Origin of the sequence: Rahnella sp. PAMC25617, assembly GCF_050606005.1 — a bacterium.
GTDB classification, from domain to species: Bacteria; Pseudomonadota; Gammaproteobacteria; order Enterobacterales; family Enterobacteriaceae; genus Rahnella; species Rahnella variigena.
Map to the genome: position 1 here is coordinate 191,393 of NZ_JBOCUM010000012.1, position 23,171 is coordinate 214,563.

General features: G+C 50.6%; 20 protein-coding genes. 10 read left to right on the top strand and 10 right to left on the bottom strand.

What is annotated here, in order from left to right; all coding sequences use genetic code 11:
- Window positions 1–3: 3 nt before the first annotated feature.
- The 3 genes from ssuD to ssuE are packed head-to-tail and all read right to left on the bottom strand — an operon-like array spanning window position 4 to window position 2,792.
- Window positions 4–1,158 carry an FMNH2-dependent alkanesulfonate monooxygenase gene (gene ssuD / locus ACM615_RS15830; protein WP_112287370.1) on the bottom strand — a complete coding sequence of 385 codons (1,155 nt, stop codon included), beginning with the start codon at window positions 1,156–1,158 and terminating at the stop codon, window positions 4–6.
- 59 nt (window positions 1,159–1,217) lie between these two features.
- Window positions 1,218–2,192 (bottom strand): sulfonate ABC transporter substrate-binding protein, encoded by a 975-nt coding sequence (locus ACM615_RS15835; protein WP_431012157.1) that lies wholly within the window; start codon window positions 2,190–2,192, stop codon window positions 1,218–1,220.
- An 18-nt stretch (window positions 2,193–2,210) separates the two neighbouring features.
- Window positions 2,211–2,792: an NADPH-dependent FMN reductase gene (ssuE, locus tag ACM615_RS15840; RefSeq protein WP_112287372.1), complete on the bottom strand. Its 582-nt coding sequence runs from the start codon at window positions 2,790–2,792 to the stop codon at window positions 2,211–2,213.
- A 314-nt stretch (window positions 2,793–3,106) separates the two neighbouring features.
- On the opposite strand from ssuE, the gene pyrD reads away from it, so the two are divergent.
- Both pyrD and ACM615_RS15850 read left to right on the top strand, forming a co-directional pair.
- Window positions 3,107–4,117 (top strand): quinone-dependent dihydroorotate dehydrogenase, encoded by a 1,011-nt coding sequence (gene pyrD / locus ACM615_RS15845; RefSeq protein WP_129638004.1) that lies wholly within the window; start codon window positions 3,107–3,109, stop codon window positions 4,115–4,117.
- A 184-nt stretch (window positions 4,118–4,301) separates the two neighbouring features.
- Window positions 4,302–4,847: a cell division protein ZapC gene (locus tag ACM615_RS15850; protein WP_112287374.1), complete on the top strand. Its 546-nt coding sequence runs from the start codon at window positions 4,302–4,304 to the stop codon at window positions 4,845–4,847.
- A 138-nt stretch (window positions 4,848–4,985) separates the two neighbouring features.
- Here the strand turns inward: ACM615_RS15850 and ACM615_RS15855 are convergent, their stop codons facing one another.
- Window positions 4,986–6,089, bottom strand: a complete 1,104-nt coding sequence (locus ACM615_RS15855; RefSeq protein WP_112287375.1) for a YcbX family protein — start codon at window positions 6,087–6,089, stop codon at window positions 4,986–4,988.
- A gap of 110 nt (window positions 6,090–6,199) precedes the next feature.
- Here ACM615_RS15855 and rlmKL point away from each other — a divergent pair, with 110 nt between their 5' ends.
- From rlmKL to rmf, 6 genes are all read left to right on the top strand, one after another.
- The gene (rlmKL, locus tag ACM615_RS15860; RefSeq protein WP_132965299.1) at window positions 6,200–8,320 is read left to right on the top strand and encodes a bifunctional 23S rRNA (guanine(2069)-N(7))-methyltransferase RlmK/23S rRNA (guanine(2445)-N(2))-methyltransferase RlmL; all 2,121 of its coding nucleotides are present in this window, start codon (window positions 6,200–6,202) and stop codon (window positions 8,318–8,320) included.
- A 5-nt stretch (window positions 8,321–8,325) separates the two neighbouring features.
- Window positions 8,326–10,230, top strand: a complete 1,905-nt coding sequence (locus ACM615_RS15865; protein ID WP_112287377.1) for an ABC transporter ATP-binding protein — start codon at window positions 8,326–8,328, stop codon at window positions 10,228–10,230.
- Window positions 10,231–10,277: 47 nt separating this feature from the next.
- Window positions 10,278–11,579: a membrane integrity-associated transporter subunit PqiA gene (pqiA, locus tag ACM615_RS15870; RefSeq protein WP_205951085.1), complete on the top strand. Its 1,302-nt coding sequence runs from the start codon at window positions 10,278–10,280 to the stop codon at window positions 11,577–11,579.
- The gene (gene pqiB, locus ACM615_RS15875; protein ID WP_129638006.1) at window positions 11,566–13,218 is read left to right on the top strand and encodes an intermembrane transport protein PqiB; all 1,653 of its coding nucleotides are present in this window, start codon (window positions 11,566–11,568) and stop codon (window positions 13,216–13,218) included. The genes pqiA and pqiB overlap by 14 nt, the downstream gene beginning before the upstream one ends.
- On the top strand, window positions 13,218–13,787 hold the full coding sequence (gene pqiC, locus ACM615_RS15880; RefSeq protein WP_129638007.1) for a membrane integrity-associated transporter subunit PqiC: 570 nt from the start codon (window positions 13,218–13,220) through the stop codon (window positions 13,785–13,787). The genes pqiB and pqiC overlap by 1 nt, the downstream gene beginning before the upstream one ends.
- 275 nt (window positions 13,788–14,062) lie before the next feature.
- The gene (gene rmf / locus ACM615_RS15885) at window positions 14,063–14,230 is read left to right on the top strand and encodes a ribosome modulation factor (protein ID WP_013574871.1); all 168 of its coding nucleotides are present in this window, start codon (window positions 14,063–14,065) and stop codon (window positions 14,228–14,230) included.
- Between the two features lie 155 nt (window positions 14,231–14,385).
- Here the strand turns inward: rmf and fabA are convergent, their stop codons facing one another.
- Entirely contained in the window at window positions 14,386–14,904 is a 519-nt protein-coding gene (gene fabA / locus ACM615_RS15890) for a bifunctional 3-hydroxydecanoyl-ACP dehydratase/trans-2-decenoyl-ACP isomerase (RefSeq protein ID WP_013574872.1), read from the bottom strand.
- Window positions 14,905–14,972: 68 nt separating this feature from the next.
- On the bottom strand, window positions 14,973–16,739 hold the full coding sequence (locus tag ACM615_RS15895) for an AAA family ATPase (RefSeq protein ID WP_431012158.1): 1,767 nt from the start codon (window positions 16,737–16,739) through the stop codon (window positions 14,973–14,975).
- Window positions 16,740–16,949: 210 nt separating this feature from the next.
- Here ACM615_RS15895 and matP point away from each other — a divergent pair, with 210 nt between their 5' ends.
- On the top strand, window positions 16,950–17,408 hold the full coding sequence (matP, locus tag ACM615_RS15900; protein ID WP_112287382.1) for a macrodomain Ter protein MatP: 459 nt from the start codon (window positions 16,950–16,952) through the stop codon (window positions 17,406–17,408).
- Window positions 17,409–17,570: 162 nt separating this feature from the next.
- On the opposite strand, the gene ompA is transcribed toward matP, so the two are convergent.
- The gene (gene ompA, locus ACM615_RS15905; protein WP_112287383.1) at window positions 17,571–18,644 is read right to left on the bottom strand and encodes a porin OmpA; all 1,074 of its coding nucleotides are present in this window, start codon (window positions 18,642–18,644) and stop codon (window positions 17,571–17,573) included.
- 357 nt (window positions 18,645–19,001) lie between these two features.
- On the bottom strand, window positions 19,002–19,508 hold the full coding sequence (gene sulA, locus ACM615_RS15910) for an SOS-induced cell division inhibitor SulA (protein ID WP_120161270.1): 507 nt from the start codon (window positions 19,506–19,508) through the stop codon (window positions 19,002–19,004).
- A 216-nt stretch (window positions 19,509–19,724) separates the two neighbouring features.
- Between sulA and ACM615_RS15915 the strand changes: the two genes are divergently transcribed.
- Complete coding sequence (locus tag ACM615_RS15915; protein ID WP_120161272.1) at window positions 19,725–20,354, top strand: TfoX/Sxy family DNA transformation protein; 630 nt, start codon at window positions 19,725–19,727, stop codon at window positions 20,352–20,354.
- 27 nt (window positions 20,355–20,381) lie between these two features.
- Here the strand turns inward: ACM615_RS15915 and yccS are convergent, their stop codons facing one another.
- Together yccS and ACM615_RS15925 are read right to left on the bottom strand one after the other, a co-directional pair.
- Entirely contained in the window at window positions 20,382–22,526 is a 2,145-nt protein-coding gene (gene yccS, locus ACM615_RS15920; RefSeq protein WP_431012159.1) for a YccS family putative transporter, read from the bottom strand.
- A gap of 37 nt (window positions 22,527–22,563) precedes the next feature.
- Window positions 22,564–23,025, bottom strand: a complete 462-nt coding sequence (locus tag ACM615_RS15925) for a YccF domain-containing protein (RefSeq protein ID WP_112287387.1) — start codon at window positions 23,023–23,025, stop codon at window positions 22,564–22,566.
- Between the last annotated feature and the right edge of the window lie 146 nt (window positions 23,026–23,171).

Here is a 23,171-nt window from a genome sequence, read left to right on the forward strand (position 1 = left end):
TCCTTAATGCTGGCTGGCGGTGCGTTTGTTCGCAAAGTCATGAGCGACCAGTTCACCGCGCGGCAAAATGGCTTTCTTCACAGTGTTGTCATCTTCCTGTTTGGCCAGATCCAGATGCGGGAACAGTAATTCACTGACGCGGTACGCTTCTTCCAGATGCGGATAACCGGAGAAAATAAAGGTGTCTATGCCAAGATCCGCATATTCCTGCATACGCGCAGCGACAGTCGGGCCATCGCCGACCAGCGCCGTTCCTGCGCCGGTACGCACCAGACCGATACCGGCCCAGAGATTCGGATAGATTTCCAGCTTGTTGCGGTCGCCGCCGTGCAACGCTGCCATGCGGTGCTGACCGACGGAATCGGTTTTGGCGAAAGCGGCCTGTGCGCGCTGAATAGTTTCGTCATCCACGTTGGCGATCAGTTTGTCGGCGGCGCGCCAGGCTTCTTCGTTGGTTTCACGCACAATCACGTGCAGACGAATACCGAAACGCACTGTGCGGCCTTTCGCGGCAGCTTTGGCACGCACTTGCTCAATTTTCTCTTTCACTAACGCCGGAGGTTCACCCCAGGTCAGATACAGTTCCACCTGCTCGGCAGCCAGATCCTGCGCTTCGTCGGAAGATCCGCCGAAATACAGCGGCGGGCGAGGGTACTGAACCGGCGGATGCATCAGGCTCGCGCCTTTTACCTGAATATGTTTTCCTTCGTAATCAACCGTTTCGCCTTCAAGTACGCGGCGCCAGATACGGGTAAATTCTGCTGAAGCTTCATACCGTTCTTTATGGTTGAGATGTAAACCTTCCGCTGCCAGTTCAGACGGATCACCGCCGGTCACCAGATTAAACAGCGCACGACCGCCGGAAAGCCGGTCGAGTGTAGCCGCCTGACGGGCGGCCAGTGTCGGGGAGATAATCCCCGGGCGCAGCGCCACCAGGAATTTCAGGCGTTGCGTGACAGAAATCAGAGAAGCCGCGACGAGCCATGAGTCTTCGCATGAACGGCCGGTCGGCAGCAGTACACCGCCGAAACCTAAGCGGTCCGCGGCCTGAGCAATCTGCTGGAGATAACCGTGGTCTACCACACGGGCACCTTCTTCAGTTCCTAAATAACGACCATCGCCATGGGTGGGTAAAAACCAGAATACGTTCAGACTCATAGTATGTTCCTCTCAAAGTTTTTTGATTCATGACCGCTCAGCGGCGGCTAAATTAGGGTTCAGTTGGCCTGTACAGCCGGTTTCCAAATGCGGTCTTTGATTTCAACCGGCTTTGGCAAAATGTGGTTCTGATAAAACAGGTCGGCGGTTTGCTGCTGGCGCTTTTCCGTCTCGGCATTGACCGGAGTGATTGGCATATCCGGCAAATGATCCAGATAAGAGGCGACCACTTTTTCCGGTAATCCCATCGACTGAGAAAGCAGTTTGATACTTTGTTCGCGGTCAGTTTTGGTCAGCGCATTCGCCTGCGTTAACACATCCAGTACCTGACTGATGAACTGAGGATTGGCCTCGGTATATTTTTTCGGCGCAAGATAGAAGGAACCGGTCTGATGCAGCGTCGAGCCGTCGGTCAGCACGCGAACATCACCCTGAACTTCTGCGGCGGAGTAGTACGGATCCCAGATAGCCCAGGCATCGACGTCATGCTGCTGAAACGCGGCGCGCGCGTCGGCAGGTGTCAGATAGACCGGCTGGATATCACTGAATTTAAGACCTGCCTGTTGCAGGGCACGAAGCAATAAGTTGTGTGAACTGGAGCCTTTCTGGAATGCGACTTTATGGCCTTTGAGATCTGCCACGGTTTTGATCGGGCTGTTACTGTCGACCAGAATCACTTCCGCTTTTGGTTTCGGTGGTTCTGAACCGATATAAAGAAGATCCGCCCCGGCCGCTTGTGCAAACAGTGGCGGTAAATCGCCGGTACCGCCCAAATCAATACTGCCGACGTTCAGGGCTTCAAGGATCTGCGGACCAGCGGGAAATTCCACCCAGCTGATTTTGGTGTCCGGGAAACGTTTTTCCAGCAGCTGATGAGATTTGGCCAGCACCAGTCCGACGGATCCTTTCTGATAAGCGATGCGTAATTGCGCAGGATCTTTTTCCTGTGATGACGCTGTGGCGCTGAATATCAGGCTGGTGACCAGTCCGGCGACGACGGGCAACCGACGTAATAAAGAGAAAGACGAAGGCATGATTAATTCCTTTTAATTTCAGACGCGCAGGGCTTGCGCGGAAAGGGAAGTGACAGACGGAATTTGCGGACGGCGGCGGCTCAGTGCCAGATAGAAGTTTTCCAGCGATTCGGTCAGACGTTCTTCCAGCGCCGGATCCAGCCTGGCCGGGAACGTCTGATAATCAGTGATCAGACTGTCATCGGCGAAAACACCCTGTAAAACTTCCTGCGCTTTCAGCGAGGCCAGCACAGGTTTCAGCGCATAATCGACGGCCAGCATGTGGCCGATCGATCCGGCTGTCGCCAGTGGCAAAACGACTTTGTGGTCGAGAGCGCGCTCGGGCAGTAAATCCAGCAGAGTTTTCAGCGCACCTGAAAAAGACGCCTTGTACACCGGCGTGGCGACAATCAGGCCATCTGCGCTTGCCAGTTCAGCGTTCAGTTGCTTCAACTGAGGGCTGGCAAAATTGGCAAATAACAAATCATCAGCCGAAAAATCCTGAATATTGTAGGTAAAGACTTCGACGCCCCGGCTCGCCAGCCACTGATGGCTGAGCGCCAGCAGGGAAGAGGAGCGGGATGGTTGTCGGGGGCTGCCGGCCAGTGTGATTACGCGCATTCACTTATTCCTTATAACAATCTGTTATAGAACTATCATTTTTATTAACGAAGTGAAGTAAACCTAGCAGGGGAAGGCGGCAGAGCGGAAATCTCAATTTTGGCTATGGAAAGTTTCAAATCACATAAAGCGCTTTAAATGGCGTGTTGACGCAGAGACAGGTTAAGAAGGAAAAGTGAATTAAAGGTAACTAAAAAGTAATCGTTTGCGCAGCGAAGCAATTATTTGCCCAATATGCCGGTTATCATTTCCAATTGTCCCGCGCTTAGTCAATAATACCGCCCCGTCTAGCCACCGGGAATCCAGGAGTTTCCATGTATTATCCTCTTGTCAGGAAAGCACTGTTTCAGCTCGATCCAGAGCGCGCCCACGAGTTAACCTTTCGTCAGTTGAGCCGCATTTCCGGCACCCCTTTTGAATTCCTGATCCGCCAGTCAGTGCCAACCAAACCGGTAAACTGCATGGGATTATCCTTTAAGAACCCTTTGGGACTGGCCGCAGGCCTGGATAAAGACGGCGAATGTATTGATGCGCTCGGCGCAATGGGCTTTGGATTTATTGAAGTCGGCACGGTGACACCGCGTGCGCAGGCGGGTAATGATAAGCCGCGTTTATTCCGCATCGTTGAAGCTGAAGGCCTGATTAACCGCATGGGCTTTAATAACCATGGCGTGGATAATCTGGTGAATAATGTCAAAAAATCACATTTTGGCGGCATTCTGGGGATTAATATTGGCAAGAATAAAGACACGCCTGTTGAGCACGGCGCTGACGATTATCTGACCTGTATGGATAAGGTATATCCGTATGCCGGTTATATCGCGGTGAATATTTCATCGCCAAATACCCCTGGCTTACGTTCACTGCAATACGGTGAGGCGCTGGATGATTTACTGGCGGCGATCAAGAATAAGCAGCTTGAACTTCAGCAGCGTCACCAGAAATATGTGCCGGTTGCCGTGAAGATCGCGCCGGATCTTTCTGAAGAAGAATTGATCCAAATAGCGGACAGTCTGGTACGTCATAATATGGACGGCGTTATCGCCACCAATACCACGCTCGATCGTAAACTGGTTCAGGGGCTGAATTATTGTGAGCAGGTTGGTGGCCTGAGCGGGCGTCCGGTGCAACTGCGCAGTACAGAAATTATTCGTATGTTGTCGAATGAATTGCAAGGACGTCTGCCAATTATTGGCGTCGGCGGGATCGATTCATTAACTGCCGCGCGTGAAAAAATGGCGGCCGGTGCGTCATTAATTCAAATCTATTCCGGCTTTATCTTCAAAGGCCCGGGTTTAATCAAAGATATTGTTAACCACATCTAATATTTTTCATCCTTTAGGCGAGTCAGGGGTTTATTTATCAACCCGGCTCGTCTATATTTTGTCCACTGACCGTAATTCAGGCTCAGGATTTGTCTGATATCACTTCATCGCAAAAAAATCTATTCTCACAGATTAGCCGGAAATGAAGTCAGGCAGAGGGCATGAGGGCAAACAGGATGACGAAATGAAAATCAAACCAGATGATAATTGGCGTTGGTACTTCGATGCAGAGCATGATCGGCTTATGTTGGATCTCGCCAATGGCATGATTTTTCGTTCCCGTTTCCCGGCTAAAATGTTAACTCCTGATGCATTTGGAAATATGTCATTCTGTGTCGATGATGCGGCTTTGTATTTCGATTATGAAGAACAGTGCAAACATATTCGTCTGGCTGCTGAACAACGTGCGGAATTAGTTTTAAATGCCTTAGTCGCTTTCCGTTTTTTAAAACCGCTGATGCCAAAGAGCTGGCATTTTAGTCAGCAGATGCGTCCTTTCCAGCCAGAGAATGGTCAGCTTGCTCAGGTGCAGGTGATGGACAGTGGCGAACAGGCGACATTGCTGGTGGTAGAATCCGGTGATAACGCCAGCCTGTGCCTGCTGGCGCAGGAGCGGCTGACAGTAGCAGGGCGCGGTATGGTGCTCGGTGATGCCATTAAAGTGATGCATGACCGGTTAATGCCAGCGGCGTTCAGAGTCGACAGCGATGTCTACGATCAGGCAGTGTAAATTACCCTTCATATTTCAAGTTGCAGATGCGCTGGATGCGCTCAGTCGCCCGAATCACTTAACTGTGTAAGCTCATCGGGATCCCTTCTCTTGCCGACTTTTTGCAACCCGAACTATTTTGGGTAATTGCGGGATATTTTAGCCGAGCACGATATCCGTTGCCGGTATGCAACTGCACGACAGAATCGTTCCGTCTTTCCCCACAGCACTTTCTTTCAGTGGCGCAACATTTCCTTCTTTTAATGTCATTCTGCACGCACCGCAAATTCCCGCACGGCAGGAATAGGGGATACGTAATCCCTGTAACTCCAGTTGTTCGAGCAAAATCTGCTGATTGTTGCCGGTAAACTCCGTGCCCTGGTAATTAATGCGGACTTCCTGAGCGGTACTTTTTGGCGCTTCGACATTTTCGACGACGTCGCCTGCGCTGTAAGGGCGGGGTGGTTTGGTCGCCAGCACCTGAACGCTGTCACCCGCGCGGATCACACCGTTGTTACGGGCAATCATGTTCTGACCGAAATCGACGTCGCCATCGCTGGCAGTACGGTAACCTTGCAACGTTTTCAGAGGTTCGCCACGCGGGTGCTTACGGCCTTTTTCGATGCTGACCGTAGTAAAAATGCAGCGGCTGCACGGCTTCACCAGATCGAAAATGACTTCTCCGATGCGGATGGTCTGCCAGCTGTCTTCTGCGTAAGCCTCAGCACCACTGACCACAATATTGGGCCGGAACTGTTCAACCCTGACACCGCCCGGACAGCGGCGCTGCAAATCCTGCATTGACGCTTCGTTAATCAGCAGGTACGGGAACCCGTCGGCGAACGACAGCGGCACTTCGGGATGCTTTTTCACCCGGCGGGTGGGTTCGTCACCGACCCAGCGTAGCTGCACATCACGTTTTAAATAACCACTTAACCAGCGATTTACCGGTTCCGGCGCGATGAGTGAGGTAAACTGATTGCCCCAGACTTCCGTCGGCGAATCAACGCCTGCGAAATCACGAAATCTGACGCTGATACTTTCGCCTTCCGGCGCACTCAGCATCAGACCATCAGGTAACAAAACCGGGGTGAACAGGACGAGGTTCGGATATTGGCGGGCAGTAATAAACATGCCTTGCGGGTCGGTTATCATGAACTGACGGTCGAAAGCCAGCCCTGTTGGCGTGACCAGCGAGTGCGAAACTTGCAGGCCGCGCATCGATTTAACCGGATGAACAAATAAACGTGAAAGAATGGGCACTGAACACTGCCTCTCAGAGTATAAAGTCTTAAGAATAACCAGAGACTTTATGACAAGCGGCAGGGATTAGCTATAATGCGCAACAATTTTATTTTTGGTGATATGTCGATATGAACTCTTTGTTTGCCAGCACGGCGCGTGGACTGGAAGAACTGTTAAAAAGCGAACTGGAAACGCTGGGTGCGCAAGCCTGCAAAGTTGTGCAGGGAGGGGTGCATTTTGAAGGTGACGATCGCCTGCTGTACCGTAGCTTATTGTGGAGCCGTCTGGCTTCGCGCATCCTGTTGCCGTTGAACGAATTCAAAGTTCACAGCGATCTGGATCTTTATCTCGGCGTGATGGCGATTGACTGGCCGTCCGTTTTTGGCGTGGAAAAAACGTTTGCCGTGCATTTCAGCGGCCTGAATGACGAAATCCGTAACAGCCAGTACGGCGCGCTGAAAGTGAAAGACGCCATTGTCGACAGCTTTACCCGCAAAATGGATGAGCGTCCGAATGTGGCGAAACAGCAGCCCGATATTCGTGTAAACGTCTTCCTGCAACGTGATACCGCCAGCGTCGCGCTGGATCTCAGCGGCGAAGGGCTGCATCAGCGTGGCTACCGTGATCTGACCGGTCAGGCACCGCTGAAAGAAAACCTGGCTGCAGCTATCGTGATGCGTTCAGGCTGGGAAGCGGGCACGCCGATGGTCGATCCAATGTGTGGTTCCGGTACCTTGCTGATTGAAGCGGCAATGATCGCCGCCGATCGCGCGCCGGGCTTACATCGCCAGCACTGGGGCTTTACCGGCTGGAACAAATTTGACGCCGAACTGTGGCGCGAACTGACCGCCGAGGCACAGGTTCGTACCCGCCGTGCGGTGCAGGAAACCACGTCCCGTTTCTTCGGTTCTGATATTGACCGCCGCGTCATTGAGATGGCGCGTGCCAACGCCCGTCGCGCCGGTGTGGCGGAGCTGATTAGCTTTGAAGCCGCTGAAGTCGGTAAACTGGTGAATCCGTTGCCGGAAGGTCCGGTGGGTACGGTCATCAGCAACCCGCCATACGGTGAACGTCTGGAAAGCGAACCGGCGCTGATTGCGCTGCACAACATGCTTGGTCGCATCATGAAGACTAAGTTTGGTGGCTGGAAGTTGTCGCTGTTCAGTGCGTCACCGGAATTGCTGAGCTGCCTGCAATTGCGCGCTGAGCGCCAGTTCAAAGCTAAAAACGGTCCGCTGGAATGTGTGCAGAAAAACTACCAGCTGGCTGAAAACCCGACCGGTGCTGCCGGGACGCAAATGGCGGAAGATTATGCAAACCGCCTGCGTAAGAACGTCAAAAAACTGGAAAAATGGGCTAAACAGCAGGGCATTGAATGCTACCGCTTGTATGACGCCGATTTGCCGGATTACAACGTGGCGGTTGACCGCTACGGCAGCAAAGTGGTCGTGCAGGAATATGCGCCGCCAAAAACTGTGGATGCACAAAAAGCACGTCAGCGCTTGTTTGACGTGATCAATGCCACCCTGTCGGTGCTGGATATTTCATCCAGCCAGTTGATCCTGAAAACCCGTGAGCGCCAGAAGGGCACCAGTCAGTACGAGAAGCTGGCGCAAAAAGGCGAGTTCCTGCTGGTTGAAGAATTCAACGCGAAGCTGTGGGTCAATCTGACGGATTATCTTGATACCGGTTTGTTCCTTGACCACCGTATCGCCCGTAAAATGCTCGGTGAAATGAGTAAGGGTAAAGACTTCCTCAACCTGTTTGCTTACACCGGCACCGCCAGTGTTCATGCAGGTCTGGGCGGCGCGCGCAGCACTACCACGGTAGATATGTCTCGCACCTATCTGGAATGGGCGGAAAAGAACCTGCGCGCTAACGGTCTGACCGGCCGTCAGCATCGCCTGATCCAGGCAGATTGTCTGTCTTATCTCGGGATGTGCGACGAACAGTTCGATGTGATCTTTATCGATCCGCCGACGTTCTCCAACTCTAAACGTATGGCCGAAAGTTTTGACGTACAGCGTGATCATCTGGCTCTGATGAAAGATCTGAAACGCATTTTACGTCGCAACGGCACCATTATGTTCTCCAACAACAAGCGCGGCTTCCAGATGGATCTCGATGGATTGAGCAAGCTGGGGCTGAGCGCGAAAGAAATCACCAGCCAAACCCTGTCACAGGATTTCGCCCGTAATCGTCAGATTCATAACTGCTGGCTGCTGTCCCATGCCGGCGAGGAAAAATAAAGTTTATGTCGTTAATTAGTATGTCAGGTGCCTGGCTGTCATTCAGTGACTCGCCGCTGTTGGATAACACCGAATTACACATCGAGCCAAATGAGCGCGTCTGTCTTGTTGGCCGTAACGGCGCCGGTAAATCGACGCTGATGAAAATCCTGAACCGCGAAGTGCCGCTTGATGACGGCCGTATCGTGTATGAGCAGGATTTGATTGTCGCGCGTCTGCAACAGGATCCGCCACGCAACGTCGAAGGTACGGTGTTTGATTTCGTCTCCGAAGGCGTATTCGAGCAGGCTGAACACCTGAAAGCGTATCACGCGATTTCGCATCTGGTTGAAACTGACCCAAGCGAAAAGAATATGAACAAACTGGCTCAGGTGATGGAAATCCTCGATCATCAGGGCCTGTGGCAGCTCGACAGCCGTATCAACGAAGTATTGCTGAAACTGGGTTTGGATGCCGATACAGAGCTTAAATCCCTGTCCGGTGGCTGGCTGCGTAAAGCGGCGCTGGGACGTGCGCTGGTCAGCGCGCCGCACATTCTGCTGCTCGACGAACCGACGAACCACCTGGATATCGAAAGTATCGCGTGGCTGGAAGATTTCCTGAAAGAATTCCAGGGCAGCATTATCTTCATTTCCCATGACCGTTCTTTCATCCGCAATATGGCGACCCGCATTGTCGATCTTGATCGCGGCAAACTGGTGTCCTATCCGGGTAATTACGAAGCGTATCTGCTGGCGAAAGAAGAAGCGTTGCGCGTTGAAGAGCTGCAAAATGCTGAGTTCGATAAAAAACTGGCGCAGGAAGAAGTGTGGATCCGTCAGGGTATCAAAGCCCGCCGTACCCGTAACGAAGGCCGCGTACGCGCCCTGAAAGCCCTGCGTAAAGAACGTTCCGATCGCCGCGAAGTGATGGGCACCGCCAAAATGCAGGTGGTTGAAGCTGCAAGCTCCGGCAAGATTGTCTTTGAAATGGAAGACGTTAACTACAGCATCGCCGGTAAACAACTGGTCAGCAATTTCTCTTCGCAGGTTATGCGTGGCGACAAAATTGCACTGATAGGCCCGAACGGCTGTGGTAAAACGACGTTACTGAAACTGATGTTGAGTCAGATTAAGGCAGACAGCGGTCGCGTTCACTGCGGTACCAAACTGGAAGTCGCGTATTTCGACCAGCACCGTGCTGAGCTGGATCCTGAACGTACCGTGATGGATAACCTTGCTGAAGGTAAGCAGGAAGTGATGGTTAACGGTCGTGCTCGTCACGTGCTGGGCTACCTGCAGGACTTCCTGTTCCATCCAAAACGTGCAATGACGCCGGTAAAAGCGCTGTCAGGCGGCGAACGTAACCGTCTGCTGCTGGCAAAACTGTTCCTGCGTCCCAGCAACCTGCTGATCCTCGATGAACCGACCAACGACCTGGATGTGGAAACACTCGAGCTGCTGGAAGAGATGATCGACAGCTATCAGGGCACGGTAATGCTGGTGAGCCATGACCGTGAATTTGTTGATAACTCAGCAACCGAATGCTGGATTTATGAAGGCAACGGCGTGATCAACAGTTATGTTGGCGGTTACCATGACGCACAGCATCAGCGCCGTAACCAGAAGCCAATCCGTCAGGCGGTCGTCACCGAAAATAAACCAGCAGCTCAACCTAAAGCAGAACCGGCAAAACGCACGGCGAATAAGCTCAGCTATAATCAACAACGCGAGCTTGAACAATTGCCTGCGCAAATCAGCACGCTGGAAGAAAAAATTGAAGCGCTGCAACAGCAAATGAGTGATGCGAATTTCTTCACACTTCCTCATGAAGAAACTCAGCAGGTTATCACCGCTTTAGCCGCCGCAGAGCAGGAGTTAGAGCAGGCGTTTGAACGTTGGGAAGCGCTGGAAGCGCAGAAAAACGGCTAACACTGCCCCGTCATGTGCCGTGGAATGAAGGATTGTTCCTGCGGCACATGCTATTGCACGTTCCGCAATTGAGGAGTTGGCTTGTGTGTTCTCATGTCCACGATCCGCACATTTTATGCCCCCAATGCGATTTGCTGGTGGCAATCCCTGAGATTGCTGTCGGGCAAAAAGCAAAATGCCCGCGTTGCCATACGACGCTGACGTCGCGCTGGAAAGAGCCGCGTCGCCGCCCTATTGCCTATGCTGTCAGCGCATTATTCATGCTGCTGTTGTCTAACCTTTTCCCTTTCGTGAACATGAAAGTTGCCGGCCTGGGAAGCGAAGTCACGCTGATTCAAATTCCCCAGGTTTTAGTTTCTGACGACTACGCCAGCATGGCGTCGCTGTTTATGATTCTGGTTCAACTAATGCCTGCGTTAGGCATGATTTTCATCATCATACTTTGCCAGGGGACATCGATACCCAGCCACTGGCAAATCAGCATTGCCCGTAACTATTTTCGCCTGAAGGCCTGGTGCATGGTCGAGATTTTCCTCGCAGGTGTTCTGGTCAGCTTCGTGAAGCTGATGGCTTATGGTGATGTCGGTGTCGGCACCAGTTTCTATCCCTTCGTGCTGTTCTGTATTTTACAGCTCAGGGCTTTTCAGTGTACTGACCGTTACTGGATCTGGCAGCAGGTTGCTCCTGCACCGAAGCTGGAAATGCCGCTCCGTGTCGGTGAGAGCGGACTGTCACAGGGATTACGTTCATGCCATTGTTGTATGGCTATTTTGCCGGTTGATCAAAAACAGTGCGGGCGTTGTGATACATCCGGCCATGCGCGCCGCAAAAACAGTTTGCAATGGACGATGGCACTTCTCATTACGTCTATTTTTTTGTATATCCCCGCCAATCTGTTGCCGATCATGATTACTCAGGTACTTGGCACACCGATGCCATCCACCATTATGGCTGGTGTGGTGTTGCTGTGGAGTGAAGGTTCTTATCCTGTGGCTATGGTGATTTTGATTGCCAGTATCATGGTGCCGACGATGAAAATGATTGCGATTGGCTGGTTATGCTGGGATGCAAACAGTAATAAGGAAATCGACAGGGAAAGATTGCACGTGATTTATGAAGTCGTGGAATTTGTTGGCCGCTGGTCAATGATTGACGTGTTCGTTATTGCGGTGCTTTCGGCTCTGGTAAGGATGGGACAACTGATGAGTATTTATCCGGACATTGGCGCACTGCTTTTTGCCAGTGTTGTCATTCTCACTATGTTCGCTGCAATGACGTTTGACCCAAGGCTCATTTGGGATCGCGCTGTAATGAAGTCTGCAAAGGAGCCACAAGATGGCGGGAAATAATATGGCAGAGCACGATGGAACTGCCAAAGTAGAAAAGATTAAACGCTGGTCGCCGGTGTGGATTGTGCCGATTGTTACGGCACTGATCGGCGCCTGGATACTGTTTTACCACTATAGCCATCAGGGCCCGGAAGTGACGTTAATCACCACCTCGGCTGAAGGCATCGAGGGTGGAAAGACCACCATCAAAAGCCGTAACGTCGATGTCGGTAAGGTGGAAAGCGTGACCCTGAGCGAAGATCTGCAACAGGTCATTATCAAAGCGCGCCTGAATACCGGCATGGAAAAAATGCTCCGTGACGACTCTGTATTCTGGGTGGTAAAACCGCAAATCGGACGTGAAGGTATTTCCGGTTTGGGCACGTTATTGTCGGGTGCGTATATTCAGTTGCAGCCGGGCAATAAAGGCGCAGAAAAATCAGAATATAAACTGGATGATTCACCCCCGCTGGCTTCCCCTGATGCCAAAGGTATCCGCGTGAGTCTGGAAAGTGAACGTTCGGGCCAGCTGAATCCGGGTGATCCGGTGCTGTTCAGAGGTTTCCAGGTAGGTACAGTGGAAACCAGTCACTTTGATCCGAAAGCGCGCAACATCAAATATCAGCTGTTTATCCGGGCACCTTACGACACACTGGTAACTGACAACGTTCGTTTCTGGAAAGACAGCGGTGTGAACTTCGATATGTCTGCCGCCGGTATGCGTGTCGAAATGGGTTCACTGACCACGTTATTTAGCGGTGGTGTCAGCTTTGATATTCCGAATGGCTGGACGCAGGGCAACGAAGCCAAAGATGGTGACAGTTATAAGCTCTTCGACGATCAGAAAAGCATTCAGGAATCGTTGTATACCCGTCACATGGATTACGTGATGTTCTTCTCGGATTCTATTCGCGGCCTGCAACCTGGCGCGCCAGTTGAATTCCGTGGCATCCGTCTGGGGACTGTGGCCGTAGTGCCTTATCCGATGAATGTGGTGAAACAGCAGATGTCGGATGATTACCGTATTCCGGTTCTGATCCGCATTGAACCAGACCGCTTTGCTCAGTTGCTGGGCAGTAACTTTAATATCGAAGAGCATATCCGTGACGGTATCGCTCATGGCCTGCGTGCTTCGATGAAATCTGCCAACCTGTTAACGGGCGCGATGTATATCGATCTGGATTTCTATCCGAATGAAAAACCGTGGAAAGGGCCGCTGGAAATAGACGGGCAAAAACTGTTGCCGACGGTGAGCGGCGGGTTTGCGCAGATCCAACAGAAACTGATGACCACGCTCGATAAGATCAACAATCTGCCGGTCGAACCGATGATGCGTGAAGCCACCAGCACACTGGCGGAAAGTCAGAGGACGATGAAAGCGACGCAGCGGACCATAGAGTCTCTGAATGCCATTGTCAGCAGCAAGGAAATGAAAAATCTGCCACAGGATATGCAGCAGACGTTGATTCAGCTTAACCGCAGCCTGAAAGGCTTCCAGCCTGGTTCTCCGGCGTACGGACATATGGTGAATGACATGCAAAGTCTGGATAAGACCCTGCGTGAACTGCAACCGGTATTGAAAACGCTGAACCAGAAAAGTAATGCACTGATTTTCGCCGCCCCAGGGCAAGATGATCCTCAGCCGAAGAAGGCCAAATAATGATGAAATGGATACCTGTCGTCTTAGCATTATTCCTGACTGCCTGTAGCAGCAGTGATCAGAAAACTTACTACCAGTTGCCGGTGCTTAACAGCGCCCCGGCAACGGGCAGCGCAATGTCATCAGGCATGACTACCCAACGTCACCTGTGGGTGGAAAGGGTCAGTGTGGCGGATTACTTGTCAGGTAACGGACTGGTTTATCAGACCAATGATGTGCAGTACACGCTGACCCAGAATAATCTCTGGGCCAGTCCGTTGGATCAGCAACTTCAGCAATCACTGGTGACATACCTGCGCCGAGACTTGCCGGGGTATCTGGTTTCCACCCAGGCTGTCAGTTCGGATGATCAGGATGTGCTGAACGTGAATGTGACCGCATTCCATGGTCGTTATGATGGCAGGGTAGTTATCAGCGGAAGCTGGACGCTTAGCCGCAGCGGGCAGATGATCCAGCGAGACTTTACGCTGAACCTGAAACAGAACGAAGATGGCTATGATGCGCTGGTGAAAACGCTGGCAGCCGGATGGCAGCAAGAAGCAGGCCAGATTGCCTCACAAATAAGATGACTATTTTTTAAGCTTAATATTTTTTAAGTAAAACGTAAAAAATCCCGGTTTCTGACTTTTCAGAAGCCGGGATTTTTTTATGGTGATCAGCCAGATGAGGGTTCTATCAGCACGATTATCTCGCGCGCAATCTAATAATATAACTCACAAATATGACATTGGCGTGAATTTTGCGCATTGACCTCTCTGCCGATAGCAGCTATTTGTTAGGTGTGGACGCAGAAGCGGGCCACTGTTTTCTTTCCACCTGACCTGAATAATGAGGGATATAAGGCATGAAGAGACAAAAACGCGATCGCCTGGAACGGGCACAATCACGTGGATATCAAGCAGGTATTGGCGGACGCTCTAAAGAGATTTGTCCGTACCAATCATTAGATGCCCGATCACACTGGCTCGGGGGTTGGCGACAAGCCATGGAGGACAGGGCAGTTACCGCTTAAGCGGCTCCCCTGTCAGAATAAGGAACAACCTCCGCTGCGCGCGGAGGTTTTTGTTCGTAAGAAACATCATTATTATCATCTGCGCTGAAAAATGCGCATAAAAAACGGCGAGCCATCAGGCTCACCGTTTTATCAGACTCAGCAATGCGGCTTTCTTAGAAAGCAGCGGCGTCTTTGAACAGACCCACTTTCAGGTCAGTTGCAGTGTAAATCACCACACCATCAACCAGAACTTCACCATCAGCGACGCCCATGATCAGTTTACGGTTGATAACACGTTTGAAATTCAGGCGGTATGTAACCAGTTTTGCAGTTGGCAACACCTGACCGGTGAATTTAACTTCACCTACACCCAGTGCGCGGCCTTTGCCTTCGCCACCGAGCCAGCCCAGATAGAAACCGACTAACTGCCACATTGCGTCCAGACCCAGACAGCCTGGCATAACCGGATCACCAATAAAGTGACAGCCGAAGAACCACAGGTCAGGATTGATATCTAACTCAGCTTCAACATAACCTTTGCCATGGGTGCCGCCATCTTCTTGCATCTTAACGATGCGATCCATCATCAGCATATTGCCTGATGGTAATGGAGGACCGCCAGCGCCAAACAGTTCACTGCGGCCAGAAGCTACGAGGTCTTCTTTCGTATAGGAATCGCGTTTATCTACCATGTTCTATGTAAGCCTTATTTTAATGAAGGGCGAAGCTTAGCTTACAGCTGTAAGCCGAACAACTCCGATCAGCTGCGGCTGAACCAGTTCAACCAGCGAAGAGGCCACGGGTAGCGAGGGCCACCTTGCGATGTGACCAGCGCAATACGCTGCTGAATTAATCCCAGCAGGCTCGGACGCTCTTCTTCAGCTTCTTCTTCGTTTGTGTAAATCAGTCCGGTCAGGATAGGCAGCGCTTCGGCTGCGTTATCAACTGCCCATAAGTGAAACTGGCCTTCGCGAACGGCGTCTACAACCTGCGGATGCAGGCAAAGGTTACGCACGTTGCTGGTTGGCAGAATGACCCCTTGCTTACCGGTCAAACCGCGACGCTGACAAACCTCGAAGAAACCTTCGATTTTCTCATTCACGCCACCAATGGGTTGCACATTCCCAAACTGATCGACAGAGCCGGTGACCGCAATTTGCTGGTTAATCGGCTGCATCGACAACGCACTGATGAGTGCGCAGAGTTCAGCGAGAGATGCGCTGTCGCCGTCCACTTCTCCGTAAGACTGCTCAAACACAATCGAAGCGGAGAAGGGCAGAGGCTGGTCGAGTTCTAACTCGGAAATCAAAAAGGCCTGCATAATCATCATGCCTTTGGCATGCAGATTACCGCCTAATTCAGCTTTGCGTTCAACGTCGGTAAATTCGCCGTCGCCGGTGTGTACGACACAACTAATACGTGAAGGTTCACCTAAAGCGCGCGGATGACCCGGATATTCCAGAACGGAAAGGCCGTTAATCTGTCCGACGACTTCACCTTCGGTTTCAATACGGATTTGCCCAAGCTCAATTTCGTCCTGCATACGTTCCTGCAGGTAGCTTTCGCGCCATGCACGTGCATTCGCGGCCGCTTCAAGAGATGTGGCACTGAGCAACTCGTCTTCATTGTAAAGCGCGGCTTCACTGAGCTGAGTATTCAGCCAGACCGGATCGAGCGTCAGGCTTCCCTGATCGGTGCTGTGGCGAATGGCAATTTTCAGAAACTCAGGCCAGGCATCGGCAGCAAGACGCGGGATCTCAAGCTCATCGGCCAGCGTGTTAACGTAACCACACCAGGTTTCCATGTCACTTTCTTCGGTCAGTGGCAGGTCCGCTTCAAATTCGCCATAGATGGCAGAATCCATCAGCTCCGGTTCCATATCGCTGAGGTCGCCCAGCGACAAGCGATCTCCTACCAGAATCAGACGCAGATCCAGCGGCATCGGAGGAACCGTCACTGGCAACGGTTTTGTCTCATCCGGAGATACCCAGTGATACTGGCCTTCAGTGATCATTTGCTTAAGTCGCAACCACATCAGTGGCTGAGCGATGAGTGTGCGGATAGACAGCACTAAAACACCGCCATTGACCTGATGAACCAGACCCGGTTCGAGTTGAATCTGATCCTTAAACAGGCGAACACAGCCAAACAATTGTTCCGGCTCAATCCATTCGCGGTACTGGCAGGTAAAACTTGCAGCGAAGGTATCTTCTGAAGATTTAGCCGCCAGCAGCGCCACCTTATTACCGTCAATATGATAGCGGTTGCCAATAACTTCAGTTTGTTCCGGCAGCAGATTGCTGACCACATCAGCGATGCGTGACAAGTACTCGCGATTTTCCTGCGCTTTGAGCGTCATAAAACGCGCACGGGAACGGGGATGACAAAACAGCGTTAAACCATTTTCCAGCCGGGGCTGAGTGCCTGCGAAATCGACAGGGGCTAACTGGGAAGCCGTTGCAAAAATTGCCTCGTAAGGCGCGGTATCGGGCAGTAAAAGCTGCCAGTCAAGTCGGTTATTGGTCAATGTGTTAGCTGTTTTCTATAAAAAGGGAAAGAGCGATTATACAAGAATAAATCCGGCTGCATACAATGAGAGTCGCAGCACAAATGCTCTTAGCGCACATTGCTGAACGGGTGCTTAAAAAACAGGCAAAATAAGCGGGTTTATTTGGGGTGAAAATTGAATTAAAGCTGTTATGCTTAGTAAAGTTACGTGGTCACCGAAGAGTTCACGATGAAATATCAGCAACTGGAAAATCTCGAAAGCGGTTGGAAATGGAAGTATCTGGTGAAAAAACACCGGGAAGGTGAGCGGATTACTCGTCATTTGGAAAACAGCGCTGCTGAAGAATCCGTGAATCAACTTCTCAGGCTGGAAAACGAGCCTGTTAAGGTGACGGATTGGATCGTTAATAATATGAATCCGTCGCTGGAAAATCGGCTAAAACAAACCATCCGTGCCCGCCGTAAGCGTCATTTTAATGCTGAACATCAGCATACGCGTAAGAAGTCCATTGACCTGGAATTTCTTGTCTGGCAGCGACTGGCTGGACTGGCGCAAAGGCGCGGAGCAACATTGTCTGATACGATCATTCAGTTGCTTGAAGATGCGGAACGTAAAGAGAAGTACGCAAATCAGATGTCTTCACTTAAAGAAGACCTGGAACAAATCCTCGGTAAAAAAGAGAGCTGAGTCTCTCTTTTTCCTTCCCCGAATTCTTTACAGACTTTCTCATCAGAAGGCATTTCACTGACTTTTCATAAAAAGAAACATTTCACTTCACTGACTGAAGACATAAAAAAACCCCGCCGAGGCGGGGTTTTTGATATCTGTAGCAAAAGCTAAAGAGTGTTATTAAGCCTGTGGCTGAGTAACAGTATCTTTGTAGCCTTTAACTTCGATTTCTACACGACGGTCTGGTGCCAGGCAGTCGATCAGAGCAGCACGGCCTTTAACGGAGTCACAGGTAGAACCGGTAACTGGGTTAGATTTACCCTGGCCTTGTGCAGAGATCTTGTTAGCAGGGATACCTTTAGATACCAGGTAATCTACTACGCTCTGAGCACGTTGCTCAGACAGTTTCTGGTTGTATTGTTCTGAACCGATACGGTCGGTGTAACCCAGAACGATAACAGAACCGTCTTTAGGATCGATTGAGCTCAACTGGCTGTACAGCTGATCCAGAGCCTGTTGGCCTTCTGGTTTCAGAGTTGCTTTGTTGAAGTTGAAGAGAACGTCAGATTTCAGAGTGAATTTCTTAGTCTCAACAACTGGAGCTGGTGCTGGTGCCGGAGCAACAACTGGAGCAGCTTCTTCTTGACCGAAACGGTAAGAAACACCCACAGCCAGCATGCCGTTATCAGGACGTGCGCCAACAGTAGCAGCGTCACCGATGTTGTTAACCCACTGGTAATCCAGACGGGTAGCCCAGTTTTTGGTCACGGCGTATTCAAGACCAACGGCTGCCAGTGGAGAAACACCAGTGTCGTGATCGCTTACGCGGCCAGCTGCGCCATTGTCGAAGTTACCTTTAGCGTCTGCACGCCAAACCATACCACCCAGACGGGTATAGATGTCCAGATCGTCAGTCAGTGGGTAGCTCAGTTTAGCAGCCAGCTGAACGCCTTGTGCTTTGAACGCGCCATTGTTTACGCTGCCTTTGTAAGGCATACGGCCAAGCCAGTCATATCCCATTTCAAAGCCCAGGTATTGGTTCGCTTGGTAACCCAAGAACGCACCTGCACCCAGTTGGCTCTCGTGGGTAGGGCCGTTGCCGATACCTTCGTAAGCATTTGCGAAACCAGTGTCATGGTATTGGGACCAGCCCAATTTACCACCGGTATACCAGGTGTTATCTTTAGGGGCGGCTTGCGCTACGGTAGCGAAACCTGCCAGTGCCACTGCTAATGCGATAGCTGTCTTTTTCATTTTGCGCCTCGTTATCATCCAAATAGGCAATTGAGCTTTAAGCTTTTTAAGCCCTTGGTTAAAATCCTTACGCCAAGATTATTGCTTCATTTCAGAACTTGCCACTTTACGTTGGCATTATTGAGCAACCTTGGCGTTGTAAAGTCTACAACGTGGCGCGAAACTTACAAGCTTGATGTGTTAACACCGTGGAAAAAAAGGGAAAAACGTACACATTTCTTAACGGCTTTGACCAATTACTGACAATTTTTGAAGACAATCTACATTCAGGAAGCCCGTTTTTACTGGGTTCCGGAGCTTTCTCAGCACAAATCACTAAGTTCCCCATTATTTTCGTAGGAACATTCCTATTTTGAACTAATGGTATACAGAAGAGTGAATTTTTACTGTTGAGTGATGTCCACTAGCTGAATTCTGTTCATTTGTTGGCTTCATGATGAAGCCGTAAGCTCCCCCCTGACGGGCAGCAATTTGTAATCTTTCCCTCTCTGCATCATTCAAATCTGGCAACCATCCAAGCACGACACTGTAGTTACCCGTTTGCAATGCTTTTTCCATGGCATCGACAGTAGACATCGCAGTGATCTGATTCACCTGAACCATTTTATCCACCGGTAGCCCGGACTCTGATAACCAGTGACGGCTCAATTTTTGTTGTGGTGTCAGCCACAACAACCACCGTGATTGCATACCGAGATGTTGCAGCAGAGGCAGCAGTAACTGGGCAAAAGCAGGTTGGCTCGCACTATAGACGAACTCAGTGATCAGACCATTATTCAAGGATGCAGACGTATTTACCTGTGCACGGGAAACGGGCAAAGCAAGCTGACTAAAATGATGATTTGTATGGTGTTGAGTTCGCATAGAGATGTACCCCAGTGAGTTACTGTATGGATGTACAGTACTCTGGCGATGGGCAAAGATCAACCCAATTTTTCCAAGACATCTCGCAAATTTTGAAGGCAACACACTGCAACTGCATTTTATGTTTGTTGCCATTCACGACATTGCGTATTTTGCATTTAGCGGTTCTGGTAATTCAAATTGGAAGTCAGGAATGAATGTGAAAAGGATAACGCAATGATAAATAAATCAAAAAAAAGAGTACTTGAATGTCTGGAACTGTTTGCCCCACTGGGCAATATACGCTCGCGAACGCAGTTTGGCGGATTCAGTTTATCGGCCGATCGAGCCATGTTTGGTCTGGTGTCTGACGGAGAATTATTCCTGAGGGCGAATGATGATACAGAAGGTCACTTTTGCCGGAAAAAAATGGAACGTCTGATCTACCGCAAGCGCGGGATGGATGTGCATTTACGCTATTTCAAAGTCAGTCATGAGCAATGGAGTGATCCCCATATTTTGCTGAGACTGGCGAGAGTTTCTATCAAAGGGATGCGTCGTGAAATTGAAGCAAAGAAAAACAGTGAAGCATCACGTTTGAAAGACTTACCCAATCTCTCGCTGGCTCTTGAGCGGATGCTGTGGCAAGTCGGTATCGAAAATTCGGGGGACCTTCGGATGCAAGGTGCGTGCGGGGCATACCTGAAATTGTGTGCAATAAAAAAAAAGAATTTGGGCATTAATTTGCTGATGGCACTGGAAGGCGCAATTTTGGGGTTTCATGAAGCAGCCTTGCCAACGGCGTCCAGAGAGTTTTTAACTCACTGGTTCAACCATCAGCAAGAAAAGTATCCGATGACGCACTAACCCGCAGCACATGACGGCTGCGGGTCGTCAGACCGGGTTATGAGCAGGCAGGATTTTACTGTTAAGACTGGTGAGTTCAGGTAAATGAGCCACCAGTAATCCAATTTGTTGCAATACAAGCTGTTCTTTACTGTCCGAATCCGTGGTTCTCATCTGAATGCGGGCACTGAGATTTTCAAGAGCCTGCTGAATACGCCCGGATTCAGCAGGCAGATGGTGCAGAGCCCCGTCCACGCAGCACACTGCATCATCCAGCAAGCTCAGGGTTTCAGCATCTTCAAGCTTTTCACGATGTGCGCCGAGCGCAGAAATATAGCTCAGCATCGTATGGTTGAGGCACAGCAAGCGGAATGCGGCATCCACGGTCGTTGTGTCGTTATTCTTCTCCGAACTCATATTCGAAACAACTGACGCCAGTTCCGCATCACAGTTATGCGCATCACGGCGTGCCAGACGATAATCGAGACTGTTGTCTTTTCCCTGATGGTATTGCACCAAAATTGCGTCAAGGTAGCGGCAGTTGGCATCGAAAGTTTTGCTGACAACGCGGTCGATTTGCCTGAATTTCCAGTCCGGCCAGATAAATGTCACTGCCGCCCAGGCAATACCACACCCAATCAGCGTATCGATGACGCGGGGTATGGCGATTTCAAAACCCTCTCCCAGCAAGTTGAAACACAACAACACCAGCAGGGTAATAAACATCGTTGCCTGCGCATATTGCACAGTGCGAAAGGCGAAGAATAATAAACCGCTGATAACGATCAGGATCATTTGTCCGTCAATCGAAGGCACGAAGTACAGTATCGGAATACCCAGCGCGATACCGGCAAGAGTGCCGATAATCCTTAACGCCAGCCTGCGGCGTGTGGCGCTGTAGTTCGGTTGACAGACAAACAAACTGGTGAGCAATATCCAGTAGCCATGATGTAAACCACTGACCTGAAGAAACACGTAACCGACAAACAGAACGACTGACATACGCACCGCATGGCGGAATAATACTGACTGCGGCGTGAAGTGCCGCGATATACGCAGCCAGATATCATCAACTCCCGTCAGGCGATCTTCGGCAAACGTGTTTTTCCCGGTTTCATTATTCTCAGGCAGTGACTGTTCGGATTCAATATTGGCCAGTTGTGCATCAATGGCGTGCAGATTGCGTAAAAGATGGCGCAACGCCTGCAACATTTCACGATGCTCGCCCTGAGATTCCAGACGTTTCAATGCTTCTTCCAGCCGCGCAAACGCCCGCTCAAATTGGCTGTTATGCTGATATTTCTGACGATATAAAATGCATTGTGACAGCTGCAAACAGGCCCGGGCTTGCATACTCATCAGCCGCTGGAAACGGAACAGAATGTCACTGTGATGGAATTGTTCACTCAGCTTTAGATACTTCACATGTGATGAACTGGCGCGTTCGTGAATATCCTGCACCACGAAATAATAATGCAGAGTTCTGCGTGTCCCTTTCTGACCACGGTCACCCTTCAGACGGGTTTGCAGCGTATTTTTAGTCTGATTAAGCGTGGAAACCAGCTGTCCGTTAGCCATCGCCAGCTCAACCAGTTGCTGATTATTGTCTTCCTGATCGGGGTCGAACAAGGTCGCTTTGGCTTCCAGATACGCCGCGAGTTGTGTGAAGCAGCGTGAAATCTGATCCTGCAATGGCCGGATGGGAAAGATAATATGCCCCGCCAGCGTCAGCAGGTTATACCAGATGGCACCGGCCAGCAGGAGCAGTGGTTGCTGATACCAGATGTGATACATGCTCGTACCAAGCATGGTATAGATGGCGATCAGCAGCGCGCCAAAAGCAATAGTGGCATAACGCTGGCCGAGTGCGCCGAGCAAAATAAACCCGCAGGTGGAAAGCATCAGTCCCGGCGCAAATAGCCAGGGATAGGGGAAAAGTAATTCGATCGACGCTGAAGCGATAAAAAAGCATACCAGCGTAATCAGCAAATTGCGCAGCCTGCCGGCAAGACGATCGTCAAGATCAGCCAGCGCGGCGGCGACGACACCGAGCGTCAGGGGAATGGTCAGCGTAATCTCACCCAGCCACCATGGAACGGCGGCCGCGCCTGCCAGAGCAATGAAAATCCTGATGTGATAAAGAACATTGCTGTTATAGGCGTAACGCCTTAAGCCCGGTGCAATCGAAAGCACTAAAAAACCCCACCTTAAAAATCAAAAATGATGAAAATCAGCGAATGCGTCCATCTTTCATCAGACGGCTGGCATTCGCTTCACGAACTTGTCTGGCGAGCTCGACGGAAACCACCCGGCGTCCGACCGGCCACAGTGCGATAACGGCGATTTTAAAATTCGCGATGCCCACCGGAATGCCGATAATACTGATACATTGAGCGATACCCGCCATGATGTGGGACAAGCATAACCACCAGCCGAAGAAAATAAACCAGAATATATTCAACAGAGTACCACCGCCGGACATCAGCGCATTGCGTTTTTCAGGATACAATTCATCAACATGTACGGCTTCGTTGCCAAATGGCATCAAAGACAGACGGGTGATCTCCCAGCAAGAGCGGGTGAGGGGCAGGGTAAAGATCAGTACGATGCTCACCAGCGTGGCAAATAGCCAGGCGAGAGTGGTAAAGAAACCACCTAAAACAAAGTTGAGAATATTGAGAACTGTGCGCATGTCTGCTCTTCCCGAAGATATGAAAAGTTAAAAGAATTCATGTTTCCCAAAAGGAAACATACCTCTTATTCTACCCTGTTTTGGAACGTGGATCGCCTGCGCTTATCAAAGGTAAACTCTTAAATACACTTGCATGTAAAATTATA